At 69.3% G+C, this 23,749-nt stretch carries 23 protein-coding genes, 1 tRNA gene and 1 CRISPR repeat array; of the genes, 9 read left to right on the top strand and 15 right to left on the bottom strand.

Features of this window, described 5'->3' with window-relative positions:
• Nucleotides 1-121: 121 nt before the first annotated feature.
• Nucleotides 122-1,321, bottom strand: a complete 1,200-nt coding sequence (locus ACFYY8_RS14715) for a MarP family serine protease (protein ID WP_352011008.1) — start codon at nt 1,319-1,321, stop codon at nt 122-124.
• 73 nt (nt 1,322-1,394) lie between these two features.
• Between ACFYY8_RS14715 and ACFYY8_RS14710 the strand changes: the two genes are divergently transcribed.
• Nucleotides 1,395-1,985 carry a HEAT repeat domain-containing protein gene (locus ACFYY8_RS14710; protein WP_390040841.1) on the top strand — a complete coding sequence of 197 codons (591 nt, stop codon included), beginning with the start codon at nt 1,395-1,397 and terminating at the stop codon, nt 1,983-1,985.
• Here the strand turns inward: ACFYY8_RS14710 and ACFYY8_RS14705 are convergent.
• From ACFYY8_RS14705 to ACFYY8_RS14680, 6 genes are all read right to left on the bottom strand, one after another.
• Complete coding sequence (locus tag ACFYY8_RS14705; RefSeq protein WP_390040839.1) at nt 1,935-2,576, bottom strand: NUDIX hydrolase; 642 nt, start codon at nt 2,574-2,576, stop codon at nt 1,935-1,937. The genes ACFYY8_RS14710 and ACFYY8_RS14705 overlap by 51 nt on opposite strands.
• A 73-nt stretch (nt 2,577-2,649) precedes the next feature.
• Nucleotides 2,650-3,414 (bottom strand): endonuclease III, encoded by a 765-nt coding sequence (gene nth, locus ACFYY8_RS14700; protein WP_390040837.1) that lies wholly within the window; start codon nt 3,412-3,414, stop codon nt 2,650-2,652.
• A 48-nt stretch (nt 3,415-3,462) separates the two neighbouring features.
• Complete coding sequence (locus ACFYY8_RS14695; protein ID WP_390040835.1) at nt 3,463-4,203, bottom strand: rRNA methyltransferase; 741 nt, start codon at nt 4,201-4,203, stop codon at nt 3,463-3,465.
• A gap of 61 nt (nt 4,204-4,264) precedes the next feature.
• Nucleotides 4,265-5,167, bottom strand: coding sequence for a TrmH family RNA methyltransferase (locus tag ACFYY8_RS14690; RefSeq protein ID WP_390040833.1), 903 nt, complete (start codon nt 5,165-5,167; stop codon nt 4,265-4,267).
• Between the two features lie 20 nt (nt 5,168-5,187).
• Nucleotides 5,188-6,285: a P1 family peptidase gene (locus ACFYY8_RS14685; protein ID WP_390040831.1), complete on the bottom strand. Its 1,098-nt coding sequence runs from the start codon at nt 6,283-6,285 to the stop codon at nt 5,188-5,190.
• Nucleotides 6,282-6,908, bottom strand: a complete 627-nt coding sequence (locus tag ACFYY8_RS14680; RefSeq protein ID WP_352011015.1) for a TetR family transcriptional regulator C-terminal domain-containing protein — start codon at nt 6,906-6,908, stop codon at nt 6,282-6,284. Before ACFYY8_RS14680 ends, ACFYY8_RS14685 begins: the two co-directional genes overlap by 4 nt.
• Nucleotides 6,909-7,044: 136 nt before the next feature.
• Here ACFYY8_RS14680 and ACFYY8_RS14675 point away from each other — a divergent pair, with 136 nt between their 5' ends.
• Nucleotides 7,045-8,469: an APC family permease gene (locus ACFYY8_RS14675; RefSeq protein ID WP_390040829.1), complete on the top strand. Its 1,425-nt coding sequence runs from the start codon at nt 7,045-7,047 to the stop codon at nt 8,467-8,469.
• A gap of 276 nt (nt 8,470-8,745) precedes the next feature.
• Nucleotides 8,746-9,426, top strand: a complete 681-nt coding sequence (locus ACFYY8_RS14670; protein WP_086567499.1) for a Crp/Fnr family transcriptional regulator — start codon at nt 8,746-8,748, stop codon at nt 9,424-9,426.
• 3 nt (nt 9,427-9,429) lie between these two features.
• Here the strand turns inward: ACFYY8_RS14670 and ACFYY8_RS14665 are convergent, their stop codons facing one another.
• The 4 genes from ACFYY8_RS14665 to ACFYY8_RS14650 are packed head-to-tail and all read right to left on the bottom strand — an operon-like array spanning nt 9,430 to nt 11,730.
• Nucleotides 9,430-10,227, bottom strand: a complete 798-nt coding sequence (locus ACFYY8_RS14665) for an MBL fold metallo-hydrolase (RefSeq protein WP_390040827.1) — start codon at nt 10,225-10,227, stop codon at nt 9,430-9,432.
• Nucleotides 10,224-11,063, bottom strand: a complete 840-nt coding sequence (locus ACFYY8_RS14660; RefSeq protein ID WP_390040826.1) for an NUDIX hydrolase — start codon at nt 11,061-11,063, stop codon at nt 10,224-10,226. The genes ACFYY8_RS14665 and ACFYY8_RS14660 overlap by 4 nt, the downstream gene beginning before the upstream one ends.
• Nucleotides 11,064-11,119: 56 nt before the next feature.
• Entirely contained in the window at nt 11,120-11,578 is a 459-nt protein-coding gene (locus ACFYY8_RS14655; protein ID WP_362777909.1) for a RidA family protein, read from the bottom strand.
• A complete protein-coding gene (locus ACFYY8_RS14650) occupies nt 11,575-11,730 on the bottom strand; it encodes a DUF4177 domain-containing protein (protein ID WP_221460272.1) in 156 nt (51 codons plus the stop codon). The genes ACFYY8_RS14655 and ACFYY8_RS14650 overlap by 4 nt, the downstream gene beginning before the upstream one ends.
• Before the next feature lie 158 nt (nt 11,731-11,888).
• Here ACFYY8_RS14650 and ACFYY8_RS14645 point away from each other — a divergent pair, with 158 nt between their 5' ends.
• Together ACFYY8_RS14645 and ACFYY8_RS14640 are read left to right on the top strand one after the other, a co-directional pair.
• Nucleotides 11,889-12,893 carry an ArsA-related P-loop ATPase gene (locus ACFYY8_RS14645; RefSeq protein WP_390040824.1) on the top strand — a complete coding sequence of 335 codons (1,005 nt, stop codon included), beginning with the start codon at nt 11,889-11,891 and terminating at the stop codon, nt 12,891-12,893.
• Nucleotides 12,890-14,038 (top strand): ArsA family ATPase, encoded by a 1,149-nt coding sequence (locus tag ACFYY8_RS14640; RefSeq protein ID WP_390040822.1) that lies wholly within the window; start codon nt 12,890-12,892, stop codon nt 14,036-14,038. Before ACFYY8_RS14645 ends, ACFYY8_RS14640 begins: the two co-directional genes overlap by 4 nt.
• 158 nt (nt 14,039-14,196) lie before the next feature.
• On the opposite strand, the gene ACFYY8_RS14635 is transcribed toward ACFYY8_RS14640, so the two are convergent.
• Nucleotides 14,197-14,493, bottom strand: coding sequence for a WhiB family transcriptional regulator (locus ACFYY8_RS14635; RefSeq protein WP_012887233.1), 297 nt, complete (start codon nt 14,491-14,493; stop codon nt 14,197-14,199).
• Between the two features lie 308 nt (nt 14,494-14,801).
• Between ACFYY8_RS14635 and ACFYY8_RS14630 the strand changes: the two genes are divergently transcribed.
• Nucleotides 14,802-17,024, top strand: a complete 2,223-nt coding sequence (locus ACFYY8_RS14630; RefSeq protein ID WP_390040820.1) for a transglycosylase domain-containing protein — start codon at nt 14,802-14,804, stop codon at nt 17,022-17,024.
• A 256-nt stretch (nt 17,025-17,280) separates the two neighbouring features.
• Here ACFYY8_RS14630 and ACFYY8_RS14625 read toward each other — a convergent pair whose 3' ends face one another.
• Complete coding sequence (locus ACFYY8_RS14625; RefSeq protein ID WP_390040818.1) at nt 17,281-17,736, bottom strand: GatB/YqeY domain-containing protein; 456 nt, start codon at nt 17,734-17,736, stop codon at nt 17,281-17,283.
• Between the two features lie 80 nt (nt 17,737-17,816).
• On the opposite strand from ACFYY8_RS14625, the gene ACFYY8_RS14620 reads away from it, so the two are divergent.
• From ACFYY8_RS14620 to ACFYY8_RS14610, 3 genes are all read left to right on the top strand, one after another.
• A complete protein-coding gene (locus ACFYY8_RS14620; protein WP_390040816.1) occupies nt 17,817-18,740 on the top strand; it encodes a metallophosphoesterase in 924 nt (307 codons plus the stop codon).
• 32 nt (nt 18,741-18,772) lie between these two features.
• Nucleotides 18,773-18,846 (top strand) — tRNA-Pro (locus ACFYY8_RS14615).
• Nucleotides 18,847-20,294: 1,448 nt separating this feature from the next.
• Nucleotides 20,295-20,642 (top strand): peptidase inhibitor family I36 protein, encoded by a 348-nt coding sequence (locus tag ACFYY8_RS14610; protein WP_390040814.1) that lies wholly within the window; start codon nt 20,295-20,297, stop codon nt 20,640-20,642.
• Between the two features lie 1,168 nt (nt 20,643-21,810).
• Here ACFYY8_RS14610 and ACFYY8_RS14605 read toward each other — a convergent pair.
• A complete protein-coding gene (locus ACFYY8_RS14605; protein WP_390040812.1) occupies nt 21,811-22,176 on the bottom strand; it encodes a hypothetical protein in 366 nt (121 codons plus the stop codon).
• Between the two features lie 612 nt (nt 22,177-22,788).
• A CRISPR array of direct repeats spans nt 22,789-22,942; the repeat unit is 20 nt; unit sequence GTGCTCCCCGCGCACGCGGG.
• Nucleotides 22,943-23,430: 488 nt separating this feature from the next.
• The gene (locus ACFYY8_RS14600) at nt 23,431-23,730 is read right to left on the bottom strand and encodes a hypothetical protein (protein ID WP_390040810.1); all 300 of its coding nucleotides are present in this window, start codon (nt 23,728-23,730) and stop codon (nt 23,431-23,433) included.
• Nucleotides 23,731-23,749: the final 19 nt, after the last annotated feature.

Here is a 23,749-nt window from a genome sequence, read left to right as displayed (position 1 = left end):
CTGGACTGAGGAACGCAGGAGCGAAGCGACGCAGAGACGAGGGAAGACACCGACTCAGGGCGCCCAAGCCCGCGACGCCGAAGGCGTCGCAAAGAGACTCAGCCAGGCGGAGCAAAGAGACTCAGCCGTTACGGTCGCACTCCTGGGTGCTGACCTGGTTGAACAGCTTGGAGCCGTCCTCGGCGTCCGGGGAGACCTCGGCCGCCGTCAGGGCGAAGCCGGTCTCCTGCTGGTCGAGGGCCGCCGCGAAGACGACCCCGTACACCCGGCCGTCAGGGGTGAGCAGCGGGCCACCCGAGTTGCCCTGGATGACCGAGCCGCGGATGGAGTAGATGTCGCGGACGACGGTCTTGCGCTCGTAGATGTCAGGGCCCTTGGCACGCTGTTTCACCCGGATGCGGGCCTCGGCGAGGGTGAAGCCCTGGCCGTGGGGGAAGCCCGCGATGATGGCGTCGTCGCCCATCGTCGCGGTGCCGTCGAAGCGCAGCACCGGCATGTTGAGACCGGGGACGTACAGGACGGCGATGTCCCGGTCGGGGTTGTAGAGCACGACCCTGGCCGGGTGGTTGTTGTTGAGGTAGTCGGTGACCTCAAGCTCCTGGTCGACCCCGGCGACCACGTGGGCGTTGGTCATCACCCTGTTCTGCGAGAAGACGAACCCGGTGCCCTCGATGTGCCTGCGGCAGCTGGTGGCCACACCCTGGACCTTGACGATGCCCCGGCGGGCCCGCTTGAGCTGGACGCCCTTGGCCACGCTCTGGTCCGGGGGCGGGACCTCGACGAGCTGGTTGCCGCCGATGGCGCCGAACACCTTCGGGAAGCCCGAGGTGTCGATGAAGCGCTTGAACGGTTTCTGGAAGTCCTTGGCCGCGGGCGGCAACGCCTGGTCGACCGTACTGATCAGCAGCGAGCCGTTGATCTGCTCGCTGAGCAGCGTGAACGGCGAGGAGGCGATCAGTGAGCCGATCAGCCAGGCGATGACCAGCACGGAGAAGGCGCTGGCGAAGGTGCCGCCGACCGCGTCGACCACCTTGGCCGGTTCCCAGGTGACGTGACTGCGGACCACCGCGCCGATCGTGGACGAGGCGAACTGCCCGATCGTCGCGGCGAGGAAGACGATGACGATGGCGAGCAGCGCCCGCTCGGTGTCGCCGTCGACTATCGCCCCGGCGATGGGAGGGGCGATGAACATGCCCAGCAGGGCACCGCCGACGAATCCGATGAAGCTGAGGGACCCGATGATGAACCCCTGACGGTACCCCGACACCGCGAAGGCCACCATAAGGGCGATCAGGATAAGGTCGAGGAGATCACCACGCACCCCTTAACGGTATCCAGCCCTTGGCCCGCGCGTGCACCCCTTGCCGGAGGTCCCGGCCGTTATCGTGGGCCGTATGGCAACGATCGGGGGGTCGCCGGCTGTGGAAACGCTCATCGAGACCGCGCTGCGGGACAGGGACCAGGACGGCACGATCCGCTGGAAAGCCATCGCCATGCTGCACGAACGGGGCGATCTGGAGACCTTCACCGCGGCCAGACGGCTGTGCGCGGCGAACACGGCCACCGAGCGGATGCTCGGGGTGGACATCCTCGGCAGATTGCCGTTCGTCGACCGAAGTCTGCCGGTTCTGCGCTTCCTGGCCGCCGCCGAGGACGACTGCATGGTGCTCTACTCGGTGCTGATCGCCTTCGGCCATCTGCGGGACGGCCGCGCGCTGCCCTCGGTGGTCACGCTGAGCGAGCACGAGGACTCCAGGGTCAGGTACGGCGTCGCCCACGCGCTCCCGAAGATCATCGGTGCTCCGCCGGACCCTGCGGGCCTGGCCGTGCTCGAACGGTTGACCGGGGACCCCTGCGAGGACGTGGCCGAGTGGGCGCGTCTCGGGCTGGCCCTGTCCACCGGGCGTGAGGTCGAGGGGGGCGGCTGGGAGGGGTCAGCGGGCGGCGAGGTTGACGACGTCGGGGGGCATGTCCTCGACCCGTGACCTGTCCCAGGGGCGTTCGAAGGCGGAACCGGTGATCACCCCGTCGAGCACCCCGGCGGTGAAGCCCCACACCAGCAGCCCGCGGACCCGGAAGGCCGGGCCGGCGAAGCCGCTCGGGTGACGCAGGGTGACGCGGTTGGCCGGGTCGGTCAGTTCGGACAGCGGGACCCGTTCCACCGACTCGACCTCGTTCGGCGAGGCCGCGTGCACCACGGAGGGGGTGTGCCACCAGCCGACGACGGGGGTGACCCGGTTGTCGCTGCGCCAGATGTACAGCTCGGGCATGGTGCCGACGACGTGGACGCCCGCCGGGTCGAGCCCGGTCTCCTCGCGGGCCTCACGCAGCGCCGCGGCGACCGGCCCGCCGTCGTCCGGGTCGATCCCGCCGCCGGGGAAGGCGGGCTGTCCCGCGTGTCTGCGCCCGCGTGAGCTGCGCTGGATCAGGAGCACGTCGGGGCCGAGCGGCCCCTCGCCGAACAGCATGAGCACCGCGGCGTGACGGCCGCCGGTCTCCGGCGGGCGCAGGGCCAGGGGAACCGGTTTCCTCGCGACCCGTTCGGCGAGCGTCTCCAACCAGCCGGGCACTTCCACGGGCACACCTCCGGTCTGTTCCGGTCTCTGCAACACGCCGTACGGCCTCGTGCTTCCCGACGATCCGGTCATCTCAGGGAAGGGGGCCGGAACGGACCAGTTTCGCGGCCTCGACGGGGTCGGTCGGGCCGGTGCCGTACGAGGGGCAGAGGGCGACCAGGGGGCAGGCGCCGCAGGCGGGTTTGCGGGCGTGGCAGACGCGGCGGCCATGCCAGATCAGGCGGTGGGAGGCCATCGTCCACTCCCGCTTCGGGATGAGCTCGCCGACGATGTGCTCGATCTTGACGGGGTCGGTCTCCTCGGTCCATCCGAAGCGTCGCACGAGCCGCTGGAAGTGGGTGTCCACGGTCAGGCCCGTCACCCCGAACGGTTCTCCCGTCTTGGGGTCACGCGCGTTCCCGAGGACCACGTTGGCCGTTTTGCGGCCCACACCGGGCAGGGTGACCATCTGTTCGAGCGTCCGGGGCACCTCGCCGCCGAAGTCGTCGCGCAGCGCGATCGACAGTCCGATGATCGACTTCGTCTTGGCCCGGAAGAACCCGGTGGACTTGATGATCTCCTCGACGTCCTCCGGGTCGGCCGCCGCGAGGTCCTCGGGGGTCGGATACTTCGCGAAGAGCGTGGGCGTCACCATGTTCACGCGGACGTCGGTCGTCTGCGCCGACATGACCGTAGCGATCAGAAGCTCGAACGGGCTGTTGAAGTCGAGTTCACAGTGGGCGTCGGGGTAGGTCTCCATGAGCACCCGGTCCATCCGCCGGGCCCTGCGCACCAGGCCGAGCCGGGTCTCGTTCTTGAATCGTCTCGTCCTCTGCCCAGGGGTCAACTGCGTCGCCATGGCCTCAAGCGTAGGTGGTGTCCGGCCCTGCGGCCTTGGAGATTCCCGTTAACCGGCGGAGAGGTCGGCCGCCTTCAGGAGCACGGTGGAGCGGTTGCCGACGCGGAAGGAGACCCGTGGGCGCGCGACGTCCCCGACCGGGACCCGGCGGCCCTTGGCCGTGACCGCGATGACCGACCCGCCGTCGAGGACGGAGGCCAGGGAGCCCAGCATCTCCGGCACCCCGGCACCGCCGATCCAGCTGGTCTGCTCCTCGTAGGGGACGTCGGTGATCACGATGTCGGGCGCGGCCGTGGAGACGACGGCCGCGAGCTCGGCCGGCCGGAACACGTCCGCCCGGCTGACCGTGGTGGGAAGCGCCCCGCCGTCCCTGATGAGCCGTCCGCCCAGGCGGCGCGCGCTCGCCGCCGCGTCCAGGTAGCCGGGCTTGCCGAAGCGTTCGGCTCGCTCCTCAAGCACCCTCGCCCGGCGTTCCACGGCCTCCGGATCGACCAGGGCCAGGTTCTCCCTGGCGAGCACCAGCGCGTTCTCCGCGACGTCCGAGGCGACCAGCGAGGAGACCTCACGCCGGTGCAGCAGCCCGAGAACGGTGAGCAGATAGCCGCTCCCGCAGCAGGGGTCCCAGATCACCGCCGGGGCGTCACCGCCGCGCAGCTCCAGGGCGCGCAGGAAGATCTCCGAGACCAACCGGACGGGAAAGGCCGGGAACCCCGGGGCCGAGCGCAGGACGGTGCCGCTCGCGAGATCCGTATAGTCGTCCTTGGCGACCACATGACGGTAGCCCGTCATCCCGCCGCCCCCTTCACCGATGCCTTTTCCGCAGAGATCCTAGGGCCTGTTTCGCGGAGGGTCAGTCCCTGGCCGTGGGGAACCCGCGCTGCCGGGCCGCCTCGTAGAGCATCAGGGTCCCCGCGGACGCCGCGTTGAGCGAGCTTGCGGCACCGCCGATCGGAATCCTGACGGTCTCGTCGCAGACCTCGCGCCAGCGGGCGCTCATCCCGACGGTCTCGTTGCCGACGACCAGGAGGACCGGGCCCGTCAGGTCACAGTCCTGTACGGAGGTCCCGCCGGTCTCGTCGGTCCCGACGATCTTGACCGGGGTGCCCCGCTCGCGCAGGGACTCCACCCATTCGAGCACCTCGTTGACGCCCGGCGCCCTGACCACCGGCAGCCTGAAGATCGATCCCGTGCTGGCGCGCACGGCCTTCGGGTCGTAGACGTCCGCGGCGTGACCGGTGATGATCATCCCCGAGGCGCCGAACGCGTCCGCGGAGCGTGTCAGCGTCCCGATGTTGCCCGGGCTCGTCGGGCGGTCGAAGGCCACTCCCAGCAGGTCGTGCCCCTGGGGCAGGCGCCCCAGGTCGTCCGGCCGCAGCGCGCCGACGGCCACGAGCTCCGGCGCCGCCGACTCTCGTTCTCCGAGTTCGAGCAGCAGTTCCGGGGCCACCGGCACCGAACGGACCCCGCTGTCACGGATGAGGCCCTCCGCCCACGCCGACAGGGGCTGACCGTGTGGGTAGAGAAGACAGCGCAGCGGCCAGCCGTGCTCGACCGCGAGCGAGATCGGGCGGACCCCGTGGATGAGGAACTCGCCGAGCTTCTGCCGCTTGTTCCGGTTGGTCAGCAGCGCCTGCCACGTCTGGAACCGGTCACCGCGGCTGTGCACCCCCACGGCGCCGTTCGCCGGACGCGTGCCCCGGCCCGCGCGGGCACCGTGGTTGCGCGATCCGTCACGTTGTCTGTCACCCGGCATGGGCAGGAGCCTACCGGCCCTCACTCCACGCGATTCGCGGACGACACCTGGGTGCCGAGCAGGTCGAGGAGCCGGGAGACGGGGATGGCGGGCGAGCGGCGCCCCTCACGGCCGACCATGGTCTCGGCGCCCAGGAGGGCGTTGAGCACGGCCTCCTCGACGGCCTCGACGACGGCCTCGTAGAAGACGTCGAGCCGGCTCCACGGGATGAACCGCATGCTCTCGTAAACCGGTTCCTCCCCGGGGAAGCCCGAGGTCAGCGCGCCGGGGTTGCCGGTCGAGAAGGCCAGGAAGATGTCACCGGAGAAGTGCGAGCCGGTGGTCCCGGTACGGGCGAGGCCCAGCGGAACCCTGCGGGCCAGCGCGGTGCACTGCAACGGCAGCAGCGGCGCATCCGTGGCGACGACGACGATGACGGAGCCCGCCCCCGCCGGGGAGTCGTGCCCGTCCATGGGGTCGTCGTCCGTGAGCGACCTGCCGACGGGCACGCCGCAGACGGTCAACTCCTTGCGTGCGCCGAAGTTGGCCTGGAGGAACGCCCCGACCGTGTAGGTGTCGGCCCCGTACTCGACCAGCCGGGAGGAGGTGCCGTTGCCGCCCTTGAAGCCGTAGCAGTTCATCCCGGTGCCGCCGCCGACCGAGCCCTCGGCGACCGGCCCGGGGCGGGCGGCGTCGATGGCGGCCACGGCGTGCTCGGGCCGTACGTGGGGGCCGTTGATGTCGTTGAGGTAGCCGTCCCAGGTCTCGGCGACCACGGGCAGCAGCCACTCGGCGGCGACCTCGGGCTTCTCACGGGCGACCCAGTCGATGACCCCGCGGTGGCAGGTGCCGACGGCGTGGGTGTTGGTGATGAGCACGGGCAGCCGCAGGGAGCCGGTCTCGCTGAGCCAGGAGGTTCCCGTCATCTCGCCGTTGCCGTTGAGCGAGAACCACCCCGCCGCGCACGGCACCTCGAAGTCCGCGCGCCCGCGTGGCAGCAGCGCGGTCACACCGGTGCGGACCGACTCCCCCTCGATCAGCGTGGTGTGGCCGACCTCGACCCCGGGAACGTCGGTGATCGCGTTGTCCGGCCCCGTACGGCCCGGCAGCGGCAGGCCGAGTTCGCGCGCCCGTGTCATCGTTCTTCAGGTCCTTCCAGGTTCTCCAGGTCGCAGCCGGTGACGTCGGCGGCGTAGGTCAGCAGCAGGCGCTCGGCCTGCCCGGCGTCGAGGGTGGGTACGGCCTGCGTGACGTGCAGGCCGAGGCCGTCCTCAAGCATGACGAGGTTGCGGGCAAGGGTGACGGCGTCACGGGTCAGCGTGAAGACCCCCGTCGCGGCCCCGGCCTCCAGGATGGAGGCGTACAGGGTGACCTGCCGTTCGCACAGGCGGATGTGCTGGGCGGAGTAGGCGGGGTCCCTGCGTGCGTAGGTGCCCAGCTCGTACAGCAGGACGCACAGTTCGTCGTCGCTGCCGGCCGGCAGGCCCGCGCGGATCATGCCGAGCAGCCTGCGTCTGGGGTCGGGTTCCTCGGAGGCCGCCCGTTCCCGCTCGACGCAGAAACGCTCGACCGCCTCGTGCTGCACCTCCTTCAGCAGGTCGGTCAGCGCCGGAAAGTAGTACAGGACCGATCCCGCCGACATGTCCGCCTGCTCGGCGACGTCCCGCAGGCGCAGGTCGACGACGCCGTGCCGCAGCACCGCCCGGCGGGCGGCGGCGACGAGCTCGGCGCGCTTCTCGTGTGCTCGGCTGGGTCGTGCCATGCCGGTGATTCTCTAGACATCGGTCAAAGAACGCAACCGGGGAAGACGACACGGAGCTTTTACACGGAGGTGTATTGACGTACATCTCACAGAGTTCTTTGATGCATGTTCAAAGAACCACGCCTGAGGAGGCGCCGTGACCCCCCACGACACGAGCCCGTCCACCCCCACACCGCCACCCGCCCCGGCCGGCTCCCACCCCCACCTGCACCGGGGCCTGAAACTGCTGGGCACCCTGTTCATCACCCTGTCGGCGATCTCGCCGGCGTCCTCGGTGTTCATCATCGCCCCGGGTGTCATCGGCCAGGCGGGCTCGGGAGCCTTCACGGCCTTCCTGGTCGCGGGCGTCGTGGGGATCCTCATGGCCTTCGTCTACGCCGAACTCGGCTCGGCCTACCCGCTCAGCGGCGGCGAGTACGCGATCGTGGCCCGCACCTTCGGGCGGCTGCCCGGGTTCGTGGTGCTCGGCCTGTTCATGGTCACCCAGCTGCTGATCATCGCGGTGATCGCGCTCGGCGTCGGCACCTACCTGGCGGTCATCTTCCCCGGCCTGCACGCCCCGACCGTCGCGGCCGTGACCACGGTCGTCGCCACCGTGCTCGCCGTGTTCGACATCAAGCTCAACGCCTGGGTGACCGGCGTCTTCCTGGCCATCGAGATGCTCGCCCTGGTCGTGGTGAGCGCGCTGGGCTTCCTCAACCCCGAGCGTTCCCTGGCCGACCTGGTGCTGCACCCGGTGGCCGCGGGCCAGGACGGCACGGTCGTCGCGGCCTCGGCCGGGGTGATCGGCGCCGCCACCGCCGTGGCCCTGTTCGCCTACAACGGCTACGGCGCCGCGGTCTATCTCGGCGAGGAGACCCAGGACGCCCACCGGGGCATCGCCAAGACGGTCCTGTGGGCCCTGGGCATCACCGTCGCCGCCGAGCTGATCCCGGTGACCGCGGTGCTCATGGGCGCGCCCTCGCTCCCCGGTCTCTTCGGCGCGGGCAACATGATGGAGTACTTCATCACCGCCCGTGCCGGGACCACGCTGAACAACGTCCTCAGCCTCGCCGTCGCCCTGGCCATCTTCAACGCGGTCCTGGCGATCATCCTCGTCACCGCCCGCATGATCTTCAGCACCGGCCGCGACACCACCTGGCCGTCCCCGGTCAGCAGGGCGCTGGCCTCGATCCACCCCCGCTTCGGCAGCCCGTGGATCGCCACCATCGGGGCCGGGCTCATCGGCGCCGGGTTCTGCTACGCCGACGAACGGTTCCTGCTGGTCGTGACCGCGACCACGATCATCGCGATCTACGCGGCGCTGTGCGTCGCGACCCTCACCGGGCGCCGCAACGGCTCGACATCGCACGCCGCCTATCGCATGCCGTGGTTCCCGGTGGCGCCGGTGCTCGCCCTGCTGGCCATCGGGTACGTCGCCTACCGCAACCTCCTCGACCCCGAGGTCGGACGGCCGAGCCTCCTCATCACCGTCGGTATCGGGATCGTCTTCGCCGCCTACTACCTGCTGGTCCTGCGCAGGCGCGGCGCGTGGGAGCTGCGCGGCGCGGCCGACGACTGACAACGTCTCTGGTGGGGACCCCGTGCCCGCGGGCACGGGGTCCGAGAGACGGCCTGGGACGCGGGAGGAGGGACCGACGTCGGGTTCACCCATCTATATGGGTAGATTTCCGGATGAGCGTGATCCAGCCGTCGAACACGGCGGATCACCGCGAGCCGGGTCCAACCCAGTGGAACCACCGCCGTGGAGTCCCGGCGGCCTTCACGCCGGGCCCCTTGAGAACGACTCGGTGTGATAGGTCACAATAACTGCGTGAGCCGTGAAACAGGAGGCACTGTGAACACCGACGACGTGCTGGCCAAGGCGCCTCTGTTCTCGGCGCTCGACCGTGAGGGCGCCGCCGCGCTGCGTACGAGTGTCTCGGAGGTCGAGCTGTCCAAGGGACAGACCCTCTTCAGCGAGAACGAGACCGGAGACCGCCTCTACGTGGTCCTCGAAGGCAAGATCAAGCTGTCCAGGACCGCCCCCGACGGGCGGGAGAACCTGCTCAGCGTGCTCGGCCCCGGTGAGATGTTCGGCGAGCTCTCGCTGTTCGACCCCCGTCCCCGTACGGCCTCGGCGACGGCGCTGACCGACGTCCGCCTCGCCGGTCTGGGCCACGACGACCTGCGCCCGTGGCTGACCGGCCGCCCCGAGGTCGCCCTGCACCTGCTGCGCGCCCTGGCCCAGCGGCTGCGCCGTACCAACGACGTGCTGGCCGACCTGGTCTTCACCGACGTCCCCGGCCGGGTCGCCAAGGCCCTGCTCGACCTGGCCGAGCGTTTCGGGCAGCGGATCGACGACGGCGTCCGGGTCCACCACGACCTCACCCAGGAGGAGCTGGCCCAGCTGGTCGGCGCCTCCCGCGAGACCGTGAACAAGGCCCTGGCCGACTTCGCCCAGCGCGGCTGGCTGCGCATCGAGGCCAAGGCCGTGGTCATCATGGACCTGGAGCGCCTGCACAACCGCTCGCGCTGACCCTCACTCGCCGAGATCGTCCAGATAGGAGAGCTGGGCGCGGACCGACATCTCCGCGGCCGGCCACAGTGACCTGTCGACCTCCGCGTAGACGACCTCGACGATCTCCCTCGCCGTCGTCGCCCCCTGCCGCCTGGCCCGCCTGATCTGGTCGAGCCGCCGCCTGCGGTGCGCGACGTAGCCGTCGAGCGCGCCGACCGGGTCGGGCAGCACCGGGCCGTGTCCCGGCAGCAGCGCCCGCGCCCCGACCTTCTCGACCGTCGCCCGCAGACGGTCGAGGGAGCGCAGATAGTCTCCGAGGTCCCCGTCCGGGGCGATCACGGTCGTCCCCCTGCCGAGTACGGTGTCCCCGGTGAGCACGGCCCCGTCCTCGGGCAGCCAGAAGCACAGCGAGTCGAACGAGTGGCCGGGCGTGCCGACGACGTGCAGTTCGAGGTCGCCGACCGTGATCACGTCTCCGTCGTCGAGCCCCTCCGTGCCGAGGCGGTGCCGGGGGTCGAGGGCCCTGACCGGGGCCCCGACCAGCTCGGCGAACCTCCTGGCGCCGCCGCTGTGGTCGTCGTGACCGTGGGTGAGCAGGACCGCCCGCACCCGGCGTTCCCGGAGGTGGCCGGCGACCCGCCGCAGATGGGCCTCGTCCTCGGGGCCGGGATCGACGACGAGCGCCTCCTCCCCGACGCCGACCACCCAGGTGTTGGTGCCCTCCAGGGTCATCGCGGAGGGGTTGGGGGCCAGGATCGCGAACGCGTTGGCGGTTCCCGACCCGTCGGGACCGTCCAGGGGGATCCGCAGCCCGCTCATCCCACACCGGGTCCGTAGTCGTCGTCGAGCACGATCCGCATCTCCCCGTCGACCTCGGCGATACCGGGCATGTAGCTCACGATCTCACGTTCGGCCGCGAGGACGCAGGCCACGGCCGGGTGCGCGGAGACCTCCCGCAGCGTGCGGTAGGTCGGGGGCATCAGCCTGATCAGCCCCCGCCGCGCCTGGTCGAGCGCGTCGGCCGGCCGTACCCAGATGACCTTGTCGGCCTCACCGCCGACGTCGCGGGTGCGCTGGCCCGGCGGGAGCGCGGCGACGAAGAAACGGGTGTCGAAGCGCCTCGGCTCGGCCACGGGGGTGATCCAGTGCCCCCAGGGGCGCAGCAGGTCGGCGCGGAGCACCAGGGAACGCCTGGCCAGGAGGTCGGTGAAGGACAGGCTCCTGTCGATCAGGGCGAGCCGATCGGCCTCCCAGTCGTCCCCGGTGGTGTCGGCCACCACCTCCCGCGCCGAGGGACCGGCGAGCAGCACGCCCGACTCCTCGAACGTCTCCCTGACCGCCGCGCACACCAGGCCGCGCGCGACGCCCTCCGACGTGCGGAAGGCCCGCGCCCACTCGGCGGGCGGCGGACCGGCCCAGGCGAGCGCCTGGTCGGCGTCCCGGGGATCGACGGAACCACCGGGGAAGACGCAGGCGCCCGCGGCGAAGGCCATGCTCGCCCTACGCCTCAGCAGGTAGACCTCGACCCCCCGGCGCGGGTCCTCACGCAGGAGGACCACGGTCGCGGCGTCCCGGGCCGGGACGGGCTCGGCCCGCCCGGCCAGGATGTCCCGTGCTCGCTCGCCCAGCTCACCGCGGAGCGGAATCCCACCCATCAGACCCCTCCGGTTTCGGCCCTGTCATCCGGTACGGCTTCCGCCCCGTCACCCGGTCAGACGACCTCGGCGACCAGTTCGACCTCGACCGGGGCGTCCAGCGGCAGTACGGCGACGCCGACCGCGCTGCGGGCGTGCTTGCCCGCGTCCCCGAGGATCTCGGCGAGCAGCTCACTGGCGCCGTTGACCACCTGCGGCTGGCCGGAGAAGGCCGGGTCGCTGGCCACGAAGCCGACGACCTTGACGATCCTGACGATGTTCGACAGGTCGCCGACCACCGACCCGACCGCGGCCAGGGCGTTGAGCGCGCAGGTCCTGGCGAGCTGGTAGGCGTCCTCCGGGCTCACCTCGGCGCCGACCTTGCCGGTCGCCAGAAGCTTGCCGTCCACCACCGGGAGCTGGCCCGAGGTGTAGACGTGATTTCCCGAACGGACCGCGGGGACGTAGGCCGCCAGCGGCGCGACGACCTTGGGCAGCGTCAGGCCGAGCTCGCTCAACCGCTCCTCCGGCGTCACTGCTTCGGCCGCTTCAGGTAGGCGACAAGCTGCTCGGGGTTGGGCCCCGGCACGACCTGGACGAGCTCCCAGCCGTCCTGGCCCCAGTTGTCGAGGATCTGCTTGGTCGCGTGCACCAGCAGCGGCACCGTCGAGTACTCCCATTGCGTCATGGGGGACACATTAGCGACAGCCGCCCCGGTGGACGGCCGTCCACGGGCTCCCACCACGCCCGTGTCCCTTTTCGGATGGATCGCCAGTGAGAATCGGCATATTCGTGGGTGGACGGTCCGGGCGAATCGGCAGGGGGCCGTTGGGTAGCCTTCGAAGCGTGAGAGCTCGTGACACCGACTGGGACGGCGTACGCCTCCATGTCGTCACCGGTAAGGGCGGGACCGGCAAGACCACCGTCGCCGCCGCCCTCGCCCTCGCGCTCGCCTCGGGCGGGCGCAGGGTCCTGCTGGTCGAGGTCGAGGGCCGCCAGGGAATCGCACAGGTCTTCGACCTGCCGCCGCTGCCGTACGAGGAGCGGAAGATCGCCGTCGCGCCGGGAGGCGGTGACGTGCACGCGCTGGCCATCGACCCCGAGGAGGCCATGCTTGACTACCTGGAGATGTTCTACGGGATGCGCAGGGCGGGCAAGGCTCTCACCAAGATGGGCGTCGTCGACTTCGCGACCACCATCGCCCCCGGTTTCCGCGACGTCCTGGTCACCGGCAAGACCACCGAGGCCGTACGGCGCAAGGGCAAGGACGGCAGGCGGATCTACGACGCCGTCGTGCTCGACGCCCCGCCGACGGGGCGGGTCGCCCGCTTCCTCAACGTCACCAGCGAGGTCGCCGGGCTCGCCAGGGTCGGACCGATCAAGAACCACGCCGACCTGGTCAACGGCGTCGTCTCCTCCCCGGAGACCGCGGTGCACTTCGTCACACTTCTTGAGGAGATGCCGGTCCAGGAGACCCTGGACGGGCTCGACGAGCTGCGGGAGGCGGGCCTGCCGCCCGGAGGGATCTTCACGAACATGGTCAGGGAGTCGCTGCTGCCCGCCTCGGTCCTCGACGCCGCGGCCAAGGGCCGCTTCGACCCGGCCGAACTGGCGCTCGGGCTGAAGGCCGCCGGGCTCGCCGAGGGCGGCGCGGACGCCGCCGCGGTGGCCGACGCCCTGGCCGAGGAGATCGCCGAGCACGCCCACCGCACCAGGCTCGAACGCCGTGAACGGCGCTCGCTGGACACCGCGGGCAGGCCCCGCTACGAGCTGCCGCTGCTGTCCGACGGGGTCGACCTGGCGGGACTCTACGAACTGGCCGAGTCGATCCACGCGCAGGGAGCGGCATGAACGAACGGTCCGGCAGGCTCAGGGCGGTTCCGGTCCTCGACCTCGACGCGATCATCGACGACCCGGGCACCAGGATCGTGGTCTGCTGCGGCTCCGGCGGCGTCGGCAAGACCACGACGGCCGCGGCGCTCGGGCTGCGCGCCGCCGAACGCGGCCGATCCGCCGTCGTGCTCACCGTCGACCCCGCCAGGCGGCTGGCCCAGTCCATGGGCCTGACCGAACTCGACAACACCCCGCGGCCCGTCGCCGGGGTGAAGGGCGAGGGCAGGCTGCACGCCATGATGCTCGACATGAAGCGCACCTTCGACGAGATCATCGAGGCGCACGCCGACCCGGAACGGGCCCGGCAGATCCTGACGAACCCCTTCTACCAGTCTCTCTCGTCGAGTTTCTCCGGCACCCAGGAGTACATGGCGATGGAGAAGCTCGGGCAGCTCCGCCGCTCCGGCGACTGGGATCTGATCATCGTCGACACCCCGCCGTCACGCTCGGCGCTCGACTTCCTCGACGCCCCCGAACGGCTCGGCCGCTTCCTCGACGGCAGGCTCATCAGGCTGCTCATGGCCCCCGCGAAGGCGGGCGGACGCAGCGCGTTCAAGCTGCTCAACGCCGGGTTCGGCCTCGTGGCGGGCGCCCTGACCAAGCTGCTGGGCGCGCAGGTGCTCAAGGACCTGCAGACGTTCGTCTCGGCCCTCGACGCCGTCTTCGGCGGCTTCAGGGCCAGGGCCGAACAGACCTACAAGCTCCTTCAGGCCCCGGGGACGGCCTTCGTCGTGGTGGCCGCGCCGGAGCGCGACGCCATGCGGGAGGCCTCCTACTTCGTGGAACGGCTGGCCGAGGAGCGCATGCCGCTGGCCGGGCTGGTGGTGAACCGGGTGCACCGGGCGCCGGCCGCCGTGCTGTCGGCCGCGCGCAGCACCGCCGCGGCCGAGGATCTGGAGACGCGGGGCGAACACGACCTCACCGCCGCCGTCCTGCGCCTGCACGCGGGCCGGATGCAACTGGCCGCGCGTGAGGACCGCGAACAGGAGCACTTCCTGTCTGCGCATCCCACGGTGCCCGTCGCCCGGGTCCCGGCGATGTCGCAGGACGTGCATGATCTGGAGGGCCTGCGCAGGGTCGGTGAACTGCTGACGGCCCAGTGACGAGGGTTCTCAGGCTCCCGGAGACCTCTTCCAGGCCTCCGGGAGCCTGACACCCCGCGGTCTTCGGGAGCCGGGCATCCCGTCTCCGGGAACCGACGTCCCGCGGACGCGCGGGTACGGCCGGCGCGGTGCGCCAGCCGTACGGGATCTGCGCGAACTCAGCCGGCGATCAGCTCGTTCGTCCGCTCGTACTCTTCCTTGGCCAACTCCAGCAGGTCACGCCAGGAGTCGACGTCCGGTCGCCGGCGTAGCAACGCCCGGCGTTCGCGCTCGGTCATCCCGCCCCACACCCCGAACTCGATGCGATTGTCCAGCGCATCGGCGAGGCACTCGGTCCGGACCGGGCATCCCCGGCAGATCAGCTTCGCCCGGTTCTGGGCAGCGCCCTGAACGAAAAGCGCGTCAGGATCCGCACCCTTACAGGCCGCACGGGAGGTCCAATCCGTGATCCACATTCGACCCCACTCCCCTTAGGTGGTCAGTCGTGACTTGGGGCCGACGGGCGCGGGCGTCGAGCCTCCGTATTCAGTTGCCGCAGAAGGAGAACGTACGCAATCAGACGTTCGGGCCGACAGACCCCGGCGGGACCAATTTCCCGCATGGTCATCGGCGGCCATCTGGCCGGTAATGACTAGTCACCTGCGTCCGATACGGGAGTGAGGCCCAGCGAAGTGGTGTTCCGTTACCGTTTGGGCTATCCGTCCGACGTACTCTTGGTGTCGTGCAAGCTCAAGGCAAAGCTCACAGGTCAGTGCTCCGTGGCATGGGCAACGTGGTGCGGTTGCTCGCCGCGGCCACCGTCACTGGCGTGCTGGTCGCCGCCGTGGCATTCCCCGCGGTCGGCGGGGCGGGGCTGACGGTCAAGTCGGCCACGGAGGAGTTGCACCTGCTCCCCGAGGAGCTGAAGGAACCTCCGCTCGCGGAGAAGACCACTCTGCTCGACGCGAACGGCAAGCAGTTCGCCCAGTTCTACTACGAGAACCGCGAGTCGGTGAAGCTCGACGAGGTCTCCGACATCATGAAGACCGCGATCGTCGCGATCGAGGACTTCCGGTTCTACGAGCACGGCGCGATCGACCCCGAGGGCACACTTCGCGCGGCCATGAAGAACTTCAGCGGGGGCAGCGTCCAGGGTGGTTCCTCGATCACCCAGCAGTACGTCAAGCTCGTGCTGCTCAACGCGGCCGAGACTCCCGAGGAGCAGAGCGCCGCGATCGAGCAGACCCTCGAACGCAAGCTGAACGAGCTTCGCTACGCGCTGGCCATCGAGGAGAAGTACACCAAGTCGGAGATCCTTGAGCGCTACCTCAACATCGCCTACTTCGGTGCCGGAGCCCATGGCATCCAGGCCGCGGCCAAGCGCTTCTTCGGCAAGGACGCCTCCAAGCTGAACCTCGTCGAGGCGGCGACGCTGGCCGGGGCCGTGCAGAACCCCAACAGGACCGACCCGAACGTGGGCAAGGCGAGCCGTGAGCGACTGCTCGACCGGCGCAACATCGTCCTGAACCGGATGGCCGAGCTCGGCAAGATCACGACGCAGGAGGCCGCGGAGGCGAAGGCCAAGAAGCTGGGCTTCAAGGACGTCCCGGTTCCCGGCGGCTGCGACGTGAGCTCCTACCCCTACTTCTGCCTCTACGCGCAGAACGAGTTGCTCAACGACGAGTCCTTCGGCAAGACCCCCGAGGAGCGCAAGAGGCTGCTCCAGCGGGGCGGTCTGACGATCAAGACGACGCTCGACCCGAAGATGCAGTCCGCGTCCGAAAAGGCCATCAGGAAGTTCGTCAAGGCCAGTGACAAGCCGGTCGCCGCGCAGGCGATGGTCGTGCCCGGCACCGGCGCCATCAAGGCGATGGCCGCCAGCCGCGACTTCGGGCGCAACAAGAAGAAGAACCAGATGAGCTACAACCTGGCGGGCGACAGCCAGCACGGTGGCGGCACCGGGTTCCAGGCGGGTTCGACGTTCAAGGTCTTCACCCTGCTCACGGCGCTGAACAAGGGCTTCAAGATCAACGACGGTTTCAGCACCGGCGCCGGCTACAGCGCCTCAGGCTATGGCTCCTTCCGCGACTGCAAGGGCAACCCGGTCGGCATCCCCAGCCACACCGTGCAGAACTCCAGCGAGGGCGAGGGCGGCTTCAACACGCTGCTCACCGGCACCCGGAACTCGGTCAACACCTTCTTCATGCGTCTTGAGGAGGAGGTCGGCCTCTGCGACGTGGTCAAGACCGCCAAGAGCCTCGGCATCAAGCGGGCCGACGGCGACAAGCTCAAGGAGGTCGAGACCTTCACCCTCGGCGTCAACGAGATGGACCCGGTGACGGTCGCCGCGGCCTACGCGGGCATCGCCGCGCGCGGCGCCTACTGCAAGCCGATGGCCATCACCGAGATCCGCGACCGCGACAACAAGGCCACGCAGTACAAGCCGAAGTGCCAGCAGGTCCTGGACGAGAAGGTCGCCGACGCCGCCGCGCACATCATGTCCGGGGTGTTCACCAAGGGCACGATGAGCCAGTACGGCGGCATCGGCCGTCCCGCGGCCGGCAAGACCGGCACCACCGACGGCTACACCGCCGCCTGGTTCGCCGGGTTCACCCCCGACCTCGCCTCCTCCGTCAGCCTCGGCGACCCGCGTGGCGCCTTCCAGCACGACCTGACCGGCGTGACCATCGGCGGCACCTACTACCCCTACGTGTACGGCGCCACGATCTCGGGACGGATCTGGAAGTACTCCATGATCGACGCGCTGAAGGGCGTGGATCCGACACCCTTCACCGCGGTGGACAAGGACCGCTTCGGTGGTTGCACCAGGTGCGCCCCCAAGCCGCCGCCGAAACCGGACAAGCCCGGTGACGGCCCCGACCGGGGCCGTGGCGGCGCCGACCGCCCCGACGACAACGGCACCATCGAGAACGACGGCAACGGCGGCTGGTTCGGCGGCCGGGGCAAGAACAAGAAGGGCGACTCCAACCGTCCCATCGGTCGCTGAGCGGCCCGCACACGGCCGGAGTCCCTCCCCGATCGGGGAGGGACTCCGGCCGTTTCGTGACTCTCAAGCCCGCCGTACAGCTCCGTACGGGCCGGCGCCCTCAGGGCCGCCGGCGGCTCCGCACGGGGTGGGCACCGCCCGACGGACGGCTCCCGTACAGGATCGGCACCCCCAGCCCGCGCTTCTCAGCCCGTACTCCCAGTCCGCGCTTCTCAGCCCGTACTCCCAAAGCCCGCGCTTCTTCAGTCCGCGCTTCTCAGCCCGCCAGACGGCTCCGTACGGCCTGCGCGACCCTGCCGCCCTCGGCCCGGCCCGCGACCTTGGGGGTCAGGACCTTCATGACCTGCCCCATGGCCTGCGGCCCCGAGGCGCCGCTCTCCGTGACGGCCTCCTCGACCAGCGCCGCGAGCTCCTCGTCGGACAGCTGGGCGGGGAGGTACTCCTCAAGGACGGCCTGCTCGTCCACCTCGGCCTGGGCCTGCTCGGTACGGCCGGCGCCGCTGAACGCCTCCGCCGCCTCACGGCGCTTCTTGGCCTCCTTGGTCAGCACCTTGACGATCTCCTCGTCGGAGAGCTCGCGAGCGGCCTTGCCCGAGACCTCCTCGACGTTCACGGCCGCCAGGGCCATGCGGATCGTACGGGTGCGGACCTCATCCCTGCTCTTCATGGAGGCCGTGAGGTCGGCCTTCAACTTGTCCTTCAATGCGCTCATGCGGTCCATCTTGCCGTCTTGACCGCCTCGTTGTATCGCAGGTTTCCTGCGGGGGGTCGTTCGTCGGGCATGATGAGAAGGTGAGGAAAGCAGCCGCGGTGCCCCTGTCCCTGATCGGTCTCGGCCTGACCGGCCTCGCCTACGCCTCGGTCGTCGAGCGCAACACCTTCCGCCTGCGGCGTTTCGACGTGCCCGTTCTCGAACCCGGCCAGCGGCCCGTGCGTGTCCTGCACCTGTCCGACCTGCACCTCACCCCTGGCAGGCGGATGCTCATCAACTGGGTCCGCTCGCTGGGCGCCCTCAAGCCCGACCTGGTGGTCAACACCGGCGACTCCATCGCGCACCCCGACGCCGTCGGCCCCCTCATGCACGCCCTCGAACCGCTGCTGTCGCGACCCGGCCTGTTCGTCTACGGCTCCAACGACATGTACGAGCCGATCTTCAAGAACCCCATGCGCTACCTGTGGCGCACCTCGAAGGGCGACCACGGCAGGAAGATCCCCTCCCTGCCCTGGGAGGAGCTGGGCACCGCCATGTCCGACGAGGGCTGGCTGAACATGAACAACACGACCGCCCGTCTCAAGGTCGGCGATCTCGACGTGGCCGTCGGCGGCATCAACGACTCCCACATCAACCTCGACCGCTACGACGAGATCGCCGGGCCCGCCCCGGCGGAGGCGGATCTCCGTCTGGGCGTGATGCACTCCCCCGAGCCGCGCAACATGTCCCGCTTCGCCGACGACGGCTATCAGCTGCTGCTCGCGGGCCACACCCACGGCGGCCAGGTCTGCGTGCCGTTCTACGGCGCCCTGGTCACCAACTGCGGCATCGACAGGGCCCGGGTCAAGGGGTTGAGCAGGCACGAGTCCGCCTTCCTCCACGTCTCGGCGGGCCTGGGCACCAGCCCCTTCTCCCCCGTGCGTTTCTCCTGTTTCCCCGAGGCCAGTCTGCTGACCCTGGTGCCCCGGCCTAGAGGTGACGCAAGCACGCGCGAAGTCCGCTAGACTTTCCGAAGCACGAGCAAAACGGCGTGCACCGGGGTGTAGCGCAGCTTGGCAGCGCGCTTCGTTCGGGACGAAGAGGTCGTGGGTTCAAATCCCGCCACCCCGACAGTGTTTGGCCAGTTGAAGGGCCACTTCCGATCTACGGAAGTGGCCTTTTCGCTTTTCTGCGTGTCTAATCGCGCGACTAGGCCTCTGATTCACCTCCGAAAATGCGGTCCATGGCGACGGCCCCGCCCTGGAGAACGGGCCGGATCCGCTTCCGGTAGACGGCCTCCGTCACGGACGTGCCGCTGTGGCCGACCAACCGGAAGATCTCCTCCAGGGGGATGCCGTTGTCGGAGAGCAGCGAGACGAAGCTGTGCCGAAGCTCTCGGGGCGTCCGCTCCCCGGGTTCACGCCTTCTGCGTCCTTGATGGCGTTCCGGAAGTCGCGCCGGACGTTCGCGGCGTCGAGCGACGTCCCCTTAGCGGAGGCGAACACGAGCCCGATTGCCGACCAGGAGTCGCCCTGATCCTTCCGGTGTTGCTGAACAACGTCCACACACCGCTTGAGGAGGGCGAGCGCTCGCCGGGACTTCCGGGCCTTGGTGGTCTCCACCGGCCCGTACCGAACGCCAGACGGCCAGGTGCGGCGGCACGGGCGGACGCGGAACGCGGCTTCCCCGGACGAAGCGCTACGACGACGCCACCGCACTCTTCGCGGTCATGGGGTAGGCGCGACTTCGCCGCCTGCTCCATCCGGCGGTGAACGCTATCTGTGATGCGTCGTGCGGCCTCCTGAGCTGGACCCTCTCAAGCCGTGCAGCTGCAGGAGACGGCCGACTCGCCAGCTGAGGGCCGCCGGCGTTCACCGCGGCGTCCTGCGAGTGTTCGCTGAAGCGTTCACGCTGCTGCTGCCATGTTCAGGGTCTGGCGTTCACGGCGTTCGCGGACCAGCGCATCAGCCCGTTCACGGGCGTGGCGCTCCTGCTGTTCGCGCGTCTGGTGTTCACGCTCGGCGTGCTCGCGCTGTTCGCGTTCACGGCGCTCACGATCAGCCCGCTCCTGCTGTTCACGGGGCGTTTCGTCTCATGGTGACGTCGCTGCTCCAGCATGACGCACCTGGCGTTCGCGGCATTCGTGAACACGCTGCCGCTCGGCTTCGGCGTACCGTTCACGTCTGATCCGATCGAGCGCCCTGGCGGTAAGCGAGACCAGTCTTAGCCGTCACGTTCGGCGGCAGCTGGGCGACCACGTGAACAGCAGCCCCGGCAAGAGAGGATGGATTCGCAGGTGTGGGTGGGAGCGTCGGCCGTGTGCGCAGCAGTGGCGGTGAGGGCACGGGCGGCCTGTCACCGGTTTTCTTCCGATGGTCCTCGCGGGTGATGCCGGTGGTTCACCCGTTTTCGCCTCGCCCTATCTCCCGGGAACTCGGGATCTCCTTGCCGACTGTTCGCAGTCACCAGTCCCAGCCGCACTGGTGTCACGACGATAGGCCAATCACTCAAAGTGCCTTAATAAATACACTGAGTGAGGATAATGGGAGCTCGGAGTCCACGATCGAGAGAAGGCCTACATGCGTTCCCTTGCCCTGTTTGCGGCCCTCGCCGCCGGTGCCACTCTCGCCACCGCCACGCCCGCTGCGGCCCACACCCTTCGCGCCCCTGACCCACGTTGCCCCGACGATGCGGTCTGCTTCTGGACCCATCCCGGGTTCGACGGCGACCGGCAGGTCGTCCACCCCGTCCCCGGGCCGCGCCCGTGCGTTCCCACGCCCGACACCCACGCGGCATCCGCCGTCAACAACACCCGCTTCTCACGGCTGCTGTACGTCGACCCCGACTGCGCCAGCCGGCCTGTCGCGTTCATCCCGGCGGGCGGGAGCAGGCCCTTCCTCGATCCCCCCATCGCCGCCTGGCGGTGACCCGCCGCTTGGCCGGCTGCGCTCTGCTCGGCGGGCCCGGGCGCTGGGGCAAGGCTCGTGCAACCAGGTACACGCGATTGCATTGACCAGGTCGTCGGGCTGAATCAACAAGCAGAAATTTTGACTCTGTCCCGTTTCCCAGAGCGGCCCGTTTCCCCCGTATTCCGGCGGCACCTCTAAAAGTGCCCCGTACGGCCCACGCACCCCCAACTCGACCGGCCCTCGTTCGGGGGTGTGACCCCGTGACTCCCCGTGACCCTCTGGCGGAACAGGGGTGAAAGGGCCTCAGGAGGTGGGTGGCGGGAGTGGGGTGTGACCCGCGCACCGGGTCACACCCTTCCTGTTCGTGCTGGTCAAGGGGGTCACAGGGGGGCCACACCGGGGTGTGCGGGTCACACCCAGGGGTGTGACCCCCTCCCACGGCCCCGGCCAAGCTGAGGACTCGTCGCGCGGGCGGCGTGCGCAACGGGCGGAGGCCGGGTCGCGCGGCTGCGCGTACGGGGAGCCGTCCGCCCCGTCGATGATCTTGTCACGGGGGTTGTCACGGGTGGCTGTCACGGCTGTCACGCCGACGGGTGTCACGGTGTCACACCCCCGCTGACCTGTAACTCCCATCCCCAGCCCCTCCCCGTGACAACACCCGTCGCACGAGGCGACCCCAACCCCCTCCTGCCCGCCCCTCCGAAAGGGGCCAGGGAAGCGGCCACAGGGGGTGTCTGACGGCCGGGCGTGTTTCCCCGGTAACGCGCGCGAGAGCGTCTGACGCCCTCTGGCGGCCCGCCTGACGCCTGCCCTGGCGCCCGTCTGACGGTCCGGCGGTACCGGCCGAACGGCCCCCTGGGGAGTCCCCTGAGGGTGTGTTCATGATCGTTTGGCACCCCTGGGGGTGCCAGGGGCGGGGGTTGGGGGAGGGAGTTACAGGTCAAAGGGGTGCCACACCATCGTGGCACCCCTCTGGCACCCGGTGTGGCACCCTCCTGGCACCCCTGTGGCAGGGGGCTGGCACCCCCGTGGCACCCCTCCAGCCCGGACCGTGGCACCCGGTGTGGCACCCCTGGCAGGAAGATCAAAAACATTCGGGCGTGCATCCCACGCGCAGCCGTACCCGCGAGAAGCGCGGCCTGCGTGACCTGGCCATCGCTGGAGCACGGGGATCACCCCCGCCGATTTAGGCCGGAGTGGAAGGGCGATGCACAACCACCGCATCCTGCGGGTCGAAGCAGACCAAGCCGTACTGACCCGTGAGCCCCAGCACAAACTGAGTCACTTCGCTCGACCTGGACCAGACCGTGCTTATGATCACGTGGCTGCCGGTCACCCACGGGCTCACGCTCCAAGGCGAGTCCTCTATCTGCTCATCGGCCAAGTCCTCCAGCGCCGGGAACTGCTCCAGCAGCGCCTGAGCGAAGCGCTGCACTCCAGGATCATCCCGCACCGACGCAGCGTTCTCCTCGCACAGCTCCTCATAGATTCGCATGGCTTGAGCATCACTGATGGACTGCGGAATAGCCCACACCCCAAGATCAAAACTCACGACGCAGGAACCCTTCTACAAGCGCAGACGTGTTTCCTCTGGAGGATATGAGTACTCCAACCCGACGACTTCCTGTTGAAGCTAACTACACCACTCGTTTAGCTGCCGAACAGGGCCTAAACAAAAGATTCTGCTAGTTCAGAGAAGGACCATCCCCGCGCGCGGGGAGCACTAGGTGCCTTTGAGTTTGGCGTCGCGCTGGTAGGGACCATCCCCGTGTGCGCGGGGAGCACTATGACAGTCGCGGCGCCTTCAGGCACGTGCAGGGACCATCCCCGCGTGCGCGGGGAGCACCCTCGCCGACCTGCGGGGTTGTCGGCGGGAGGCGCCGAAATCCATCACTTCCATCGACTTGGACATTATGGACGTCTTAGCTATTGAAGACATATGGACACAAAGGGGATCTGGTGGTTCTGGATGGTTAGGGGCGAGGGTCGTGAGGTGGATGGAGCTTCCGTTCTGGGCTTGCGCTTCAGGGGGTATTTCGCTTTATCGCACGCTAGCTTGTGATTGATGTCGTCCTGGCGAACTTCATGATGTGTCCGAAATGTCCAAGTCGATGAAAGTGATGAATTTCCACCCTTCCCGCCGACAAACCCGCAGGTCGGCGAGGGTGCTCCCCGCGCACGCGGGATGGTCCCCGGTCCAGGTGAAGGATCAGGTGTTCCTGCCCAGTGCTCCCCGCGCACGCGGGATGGTCCCACGAGGAAGAAGACAATGGCTTCCGTGAACATGGTGCTCCCCGCGCACGCGGGGATGGTCCCTGCGCACGTGGGGATATGTGCCGGTGGCGGCAGACAGGCTCGTGGGGTGCTGTGTGTCGAACCGCGTGACAACGCCGGGGAACCTTTCCGGACGTCCACGGGTGCTCAGGGACTCTATGGCCCTGGTCGGAGGGTGAATCACTCAAGGTCCGGGACGTTCGCGGTTCCTTCGTGGGCGAAGAGGTCGTGGGTTCAAATCCCGCCACCCCGACAGTGTTCGGCCAGTTGAAAGGGCCTGATCTGATTATCGGATCAGGCCCTTTCGCTGTCTCCGGGGGAAATCCGGAAGGCGTTTTCCCGCTTGCCGTTCCTGTGGTTTCCCGTCCATTGTTCCCGGGTGTTCCCGGAGGCTTTTCCCTGCCCGCCGCCTGACGGGAGAGGTTCTTCCGCCCCCGGGCCTTGGTGTTATCGGGTGGCATGACCCTGGACGGCACGACGCCCCGCGGCCGCCGGGGACCTCGGGGCGTCGTCGTCGCGTTTGGCGTGGTTGTCAGCCCCTGATCTCGACGTTGCCGCCGATCATGGTGGCGGGCGGGCACCAGGTGCTGGAGGAGGCGGTGGTGGGTACCCACGCGCCGAAGTTCTTCAGGACGGTCTGGCCGTCCCGGTAGAGGCAGACGGCCCTGTGCTCACCCGTACCGCCCGAGCAGTAGGTCGTGACGGCGCCGTTGTAGGGGTAGGTCGGCCGGCATCCGATGGGCGCCGCGGTCGCGGGGGCGGCGGCTGCCAGGGTTCCGGCGCCAAGCGCCACTGCGAATACGGCTGCGGCGGACAGGTTGCGAATTCCCACTGGGTGGTTCCTTGCGGTT

It is taken from the genome of Streptosporangium sp. NPDC001559 (assembly GCF_042893955.1).
Taxonomy (GTDB): Bacteria; Actinomycetota; Actinomycetes; order Streptosporangiales; family Streptosporangiaceae; genus Streptosporangium.
The sequence above is the reverse complement of the archived record's forward strand: the minus strand, read 5'-3'. Positions and strand labels throughout refer to the sequence as shown.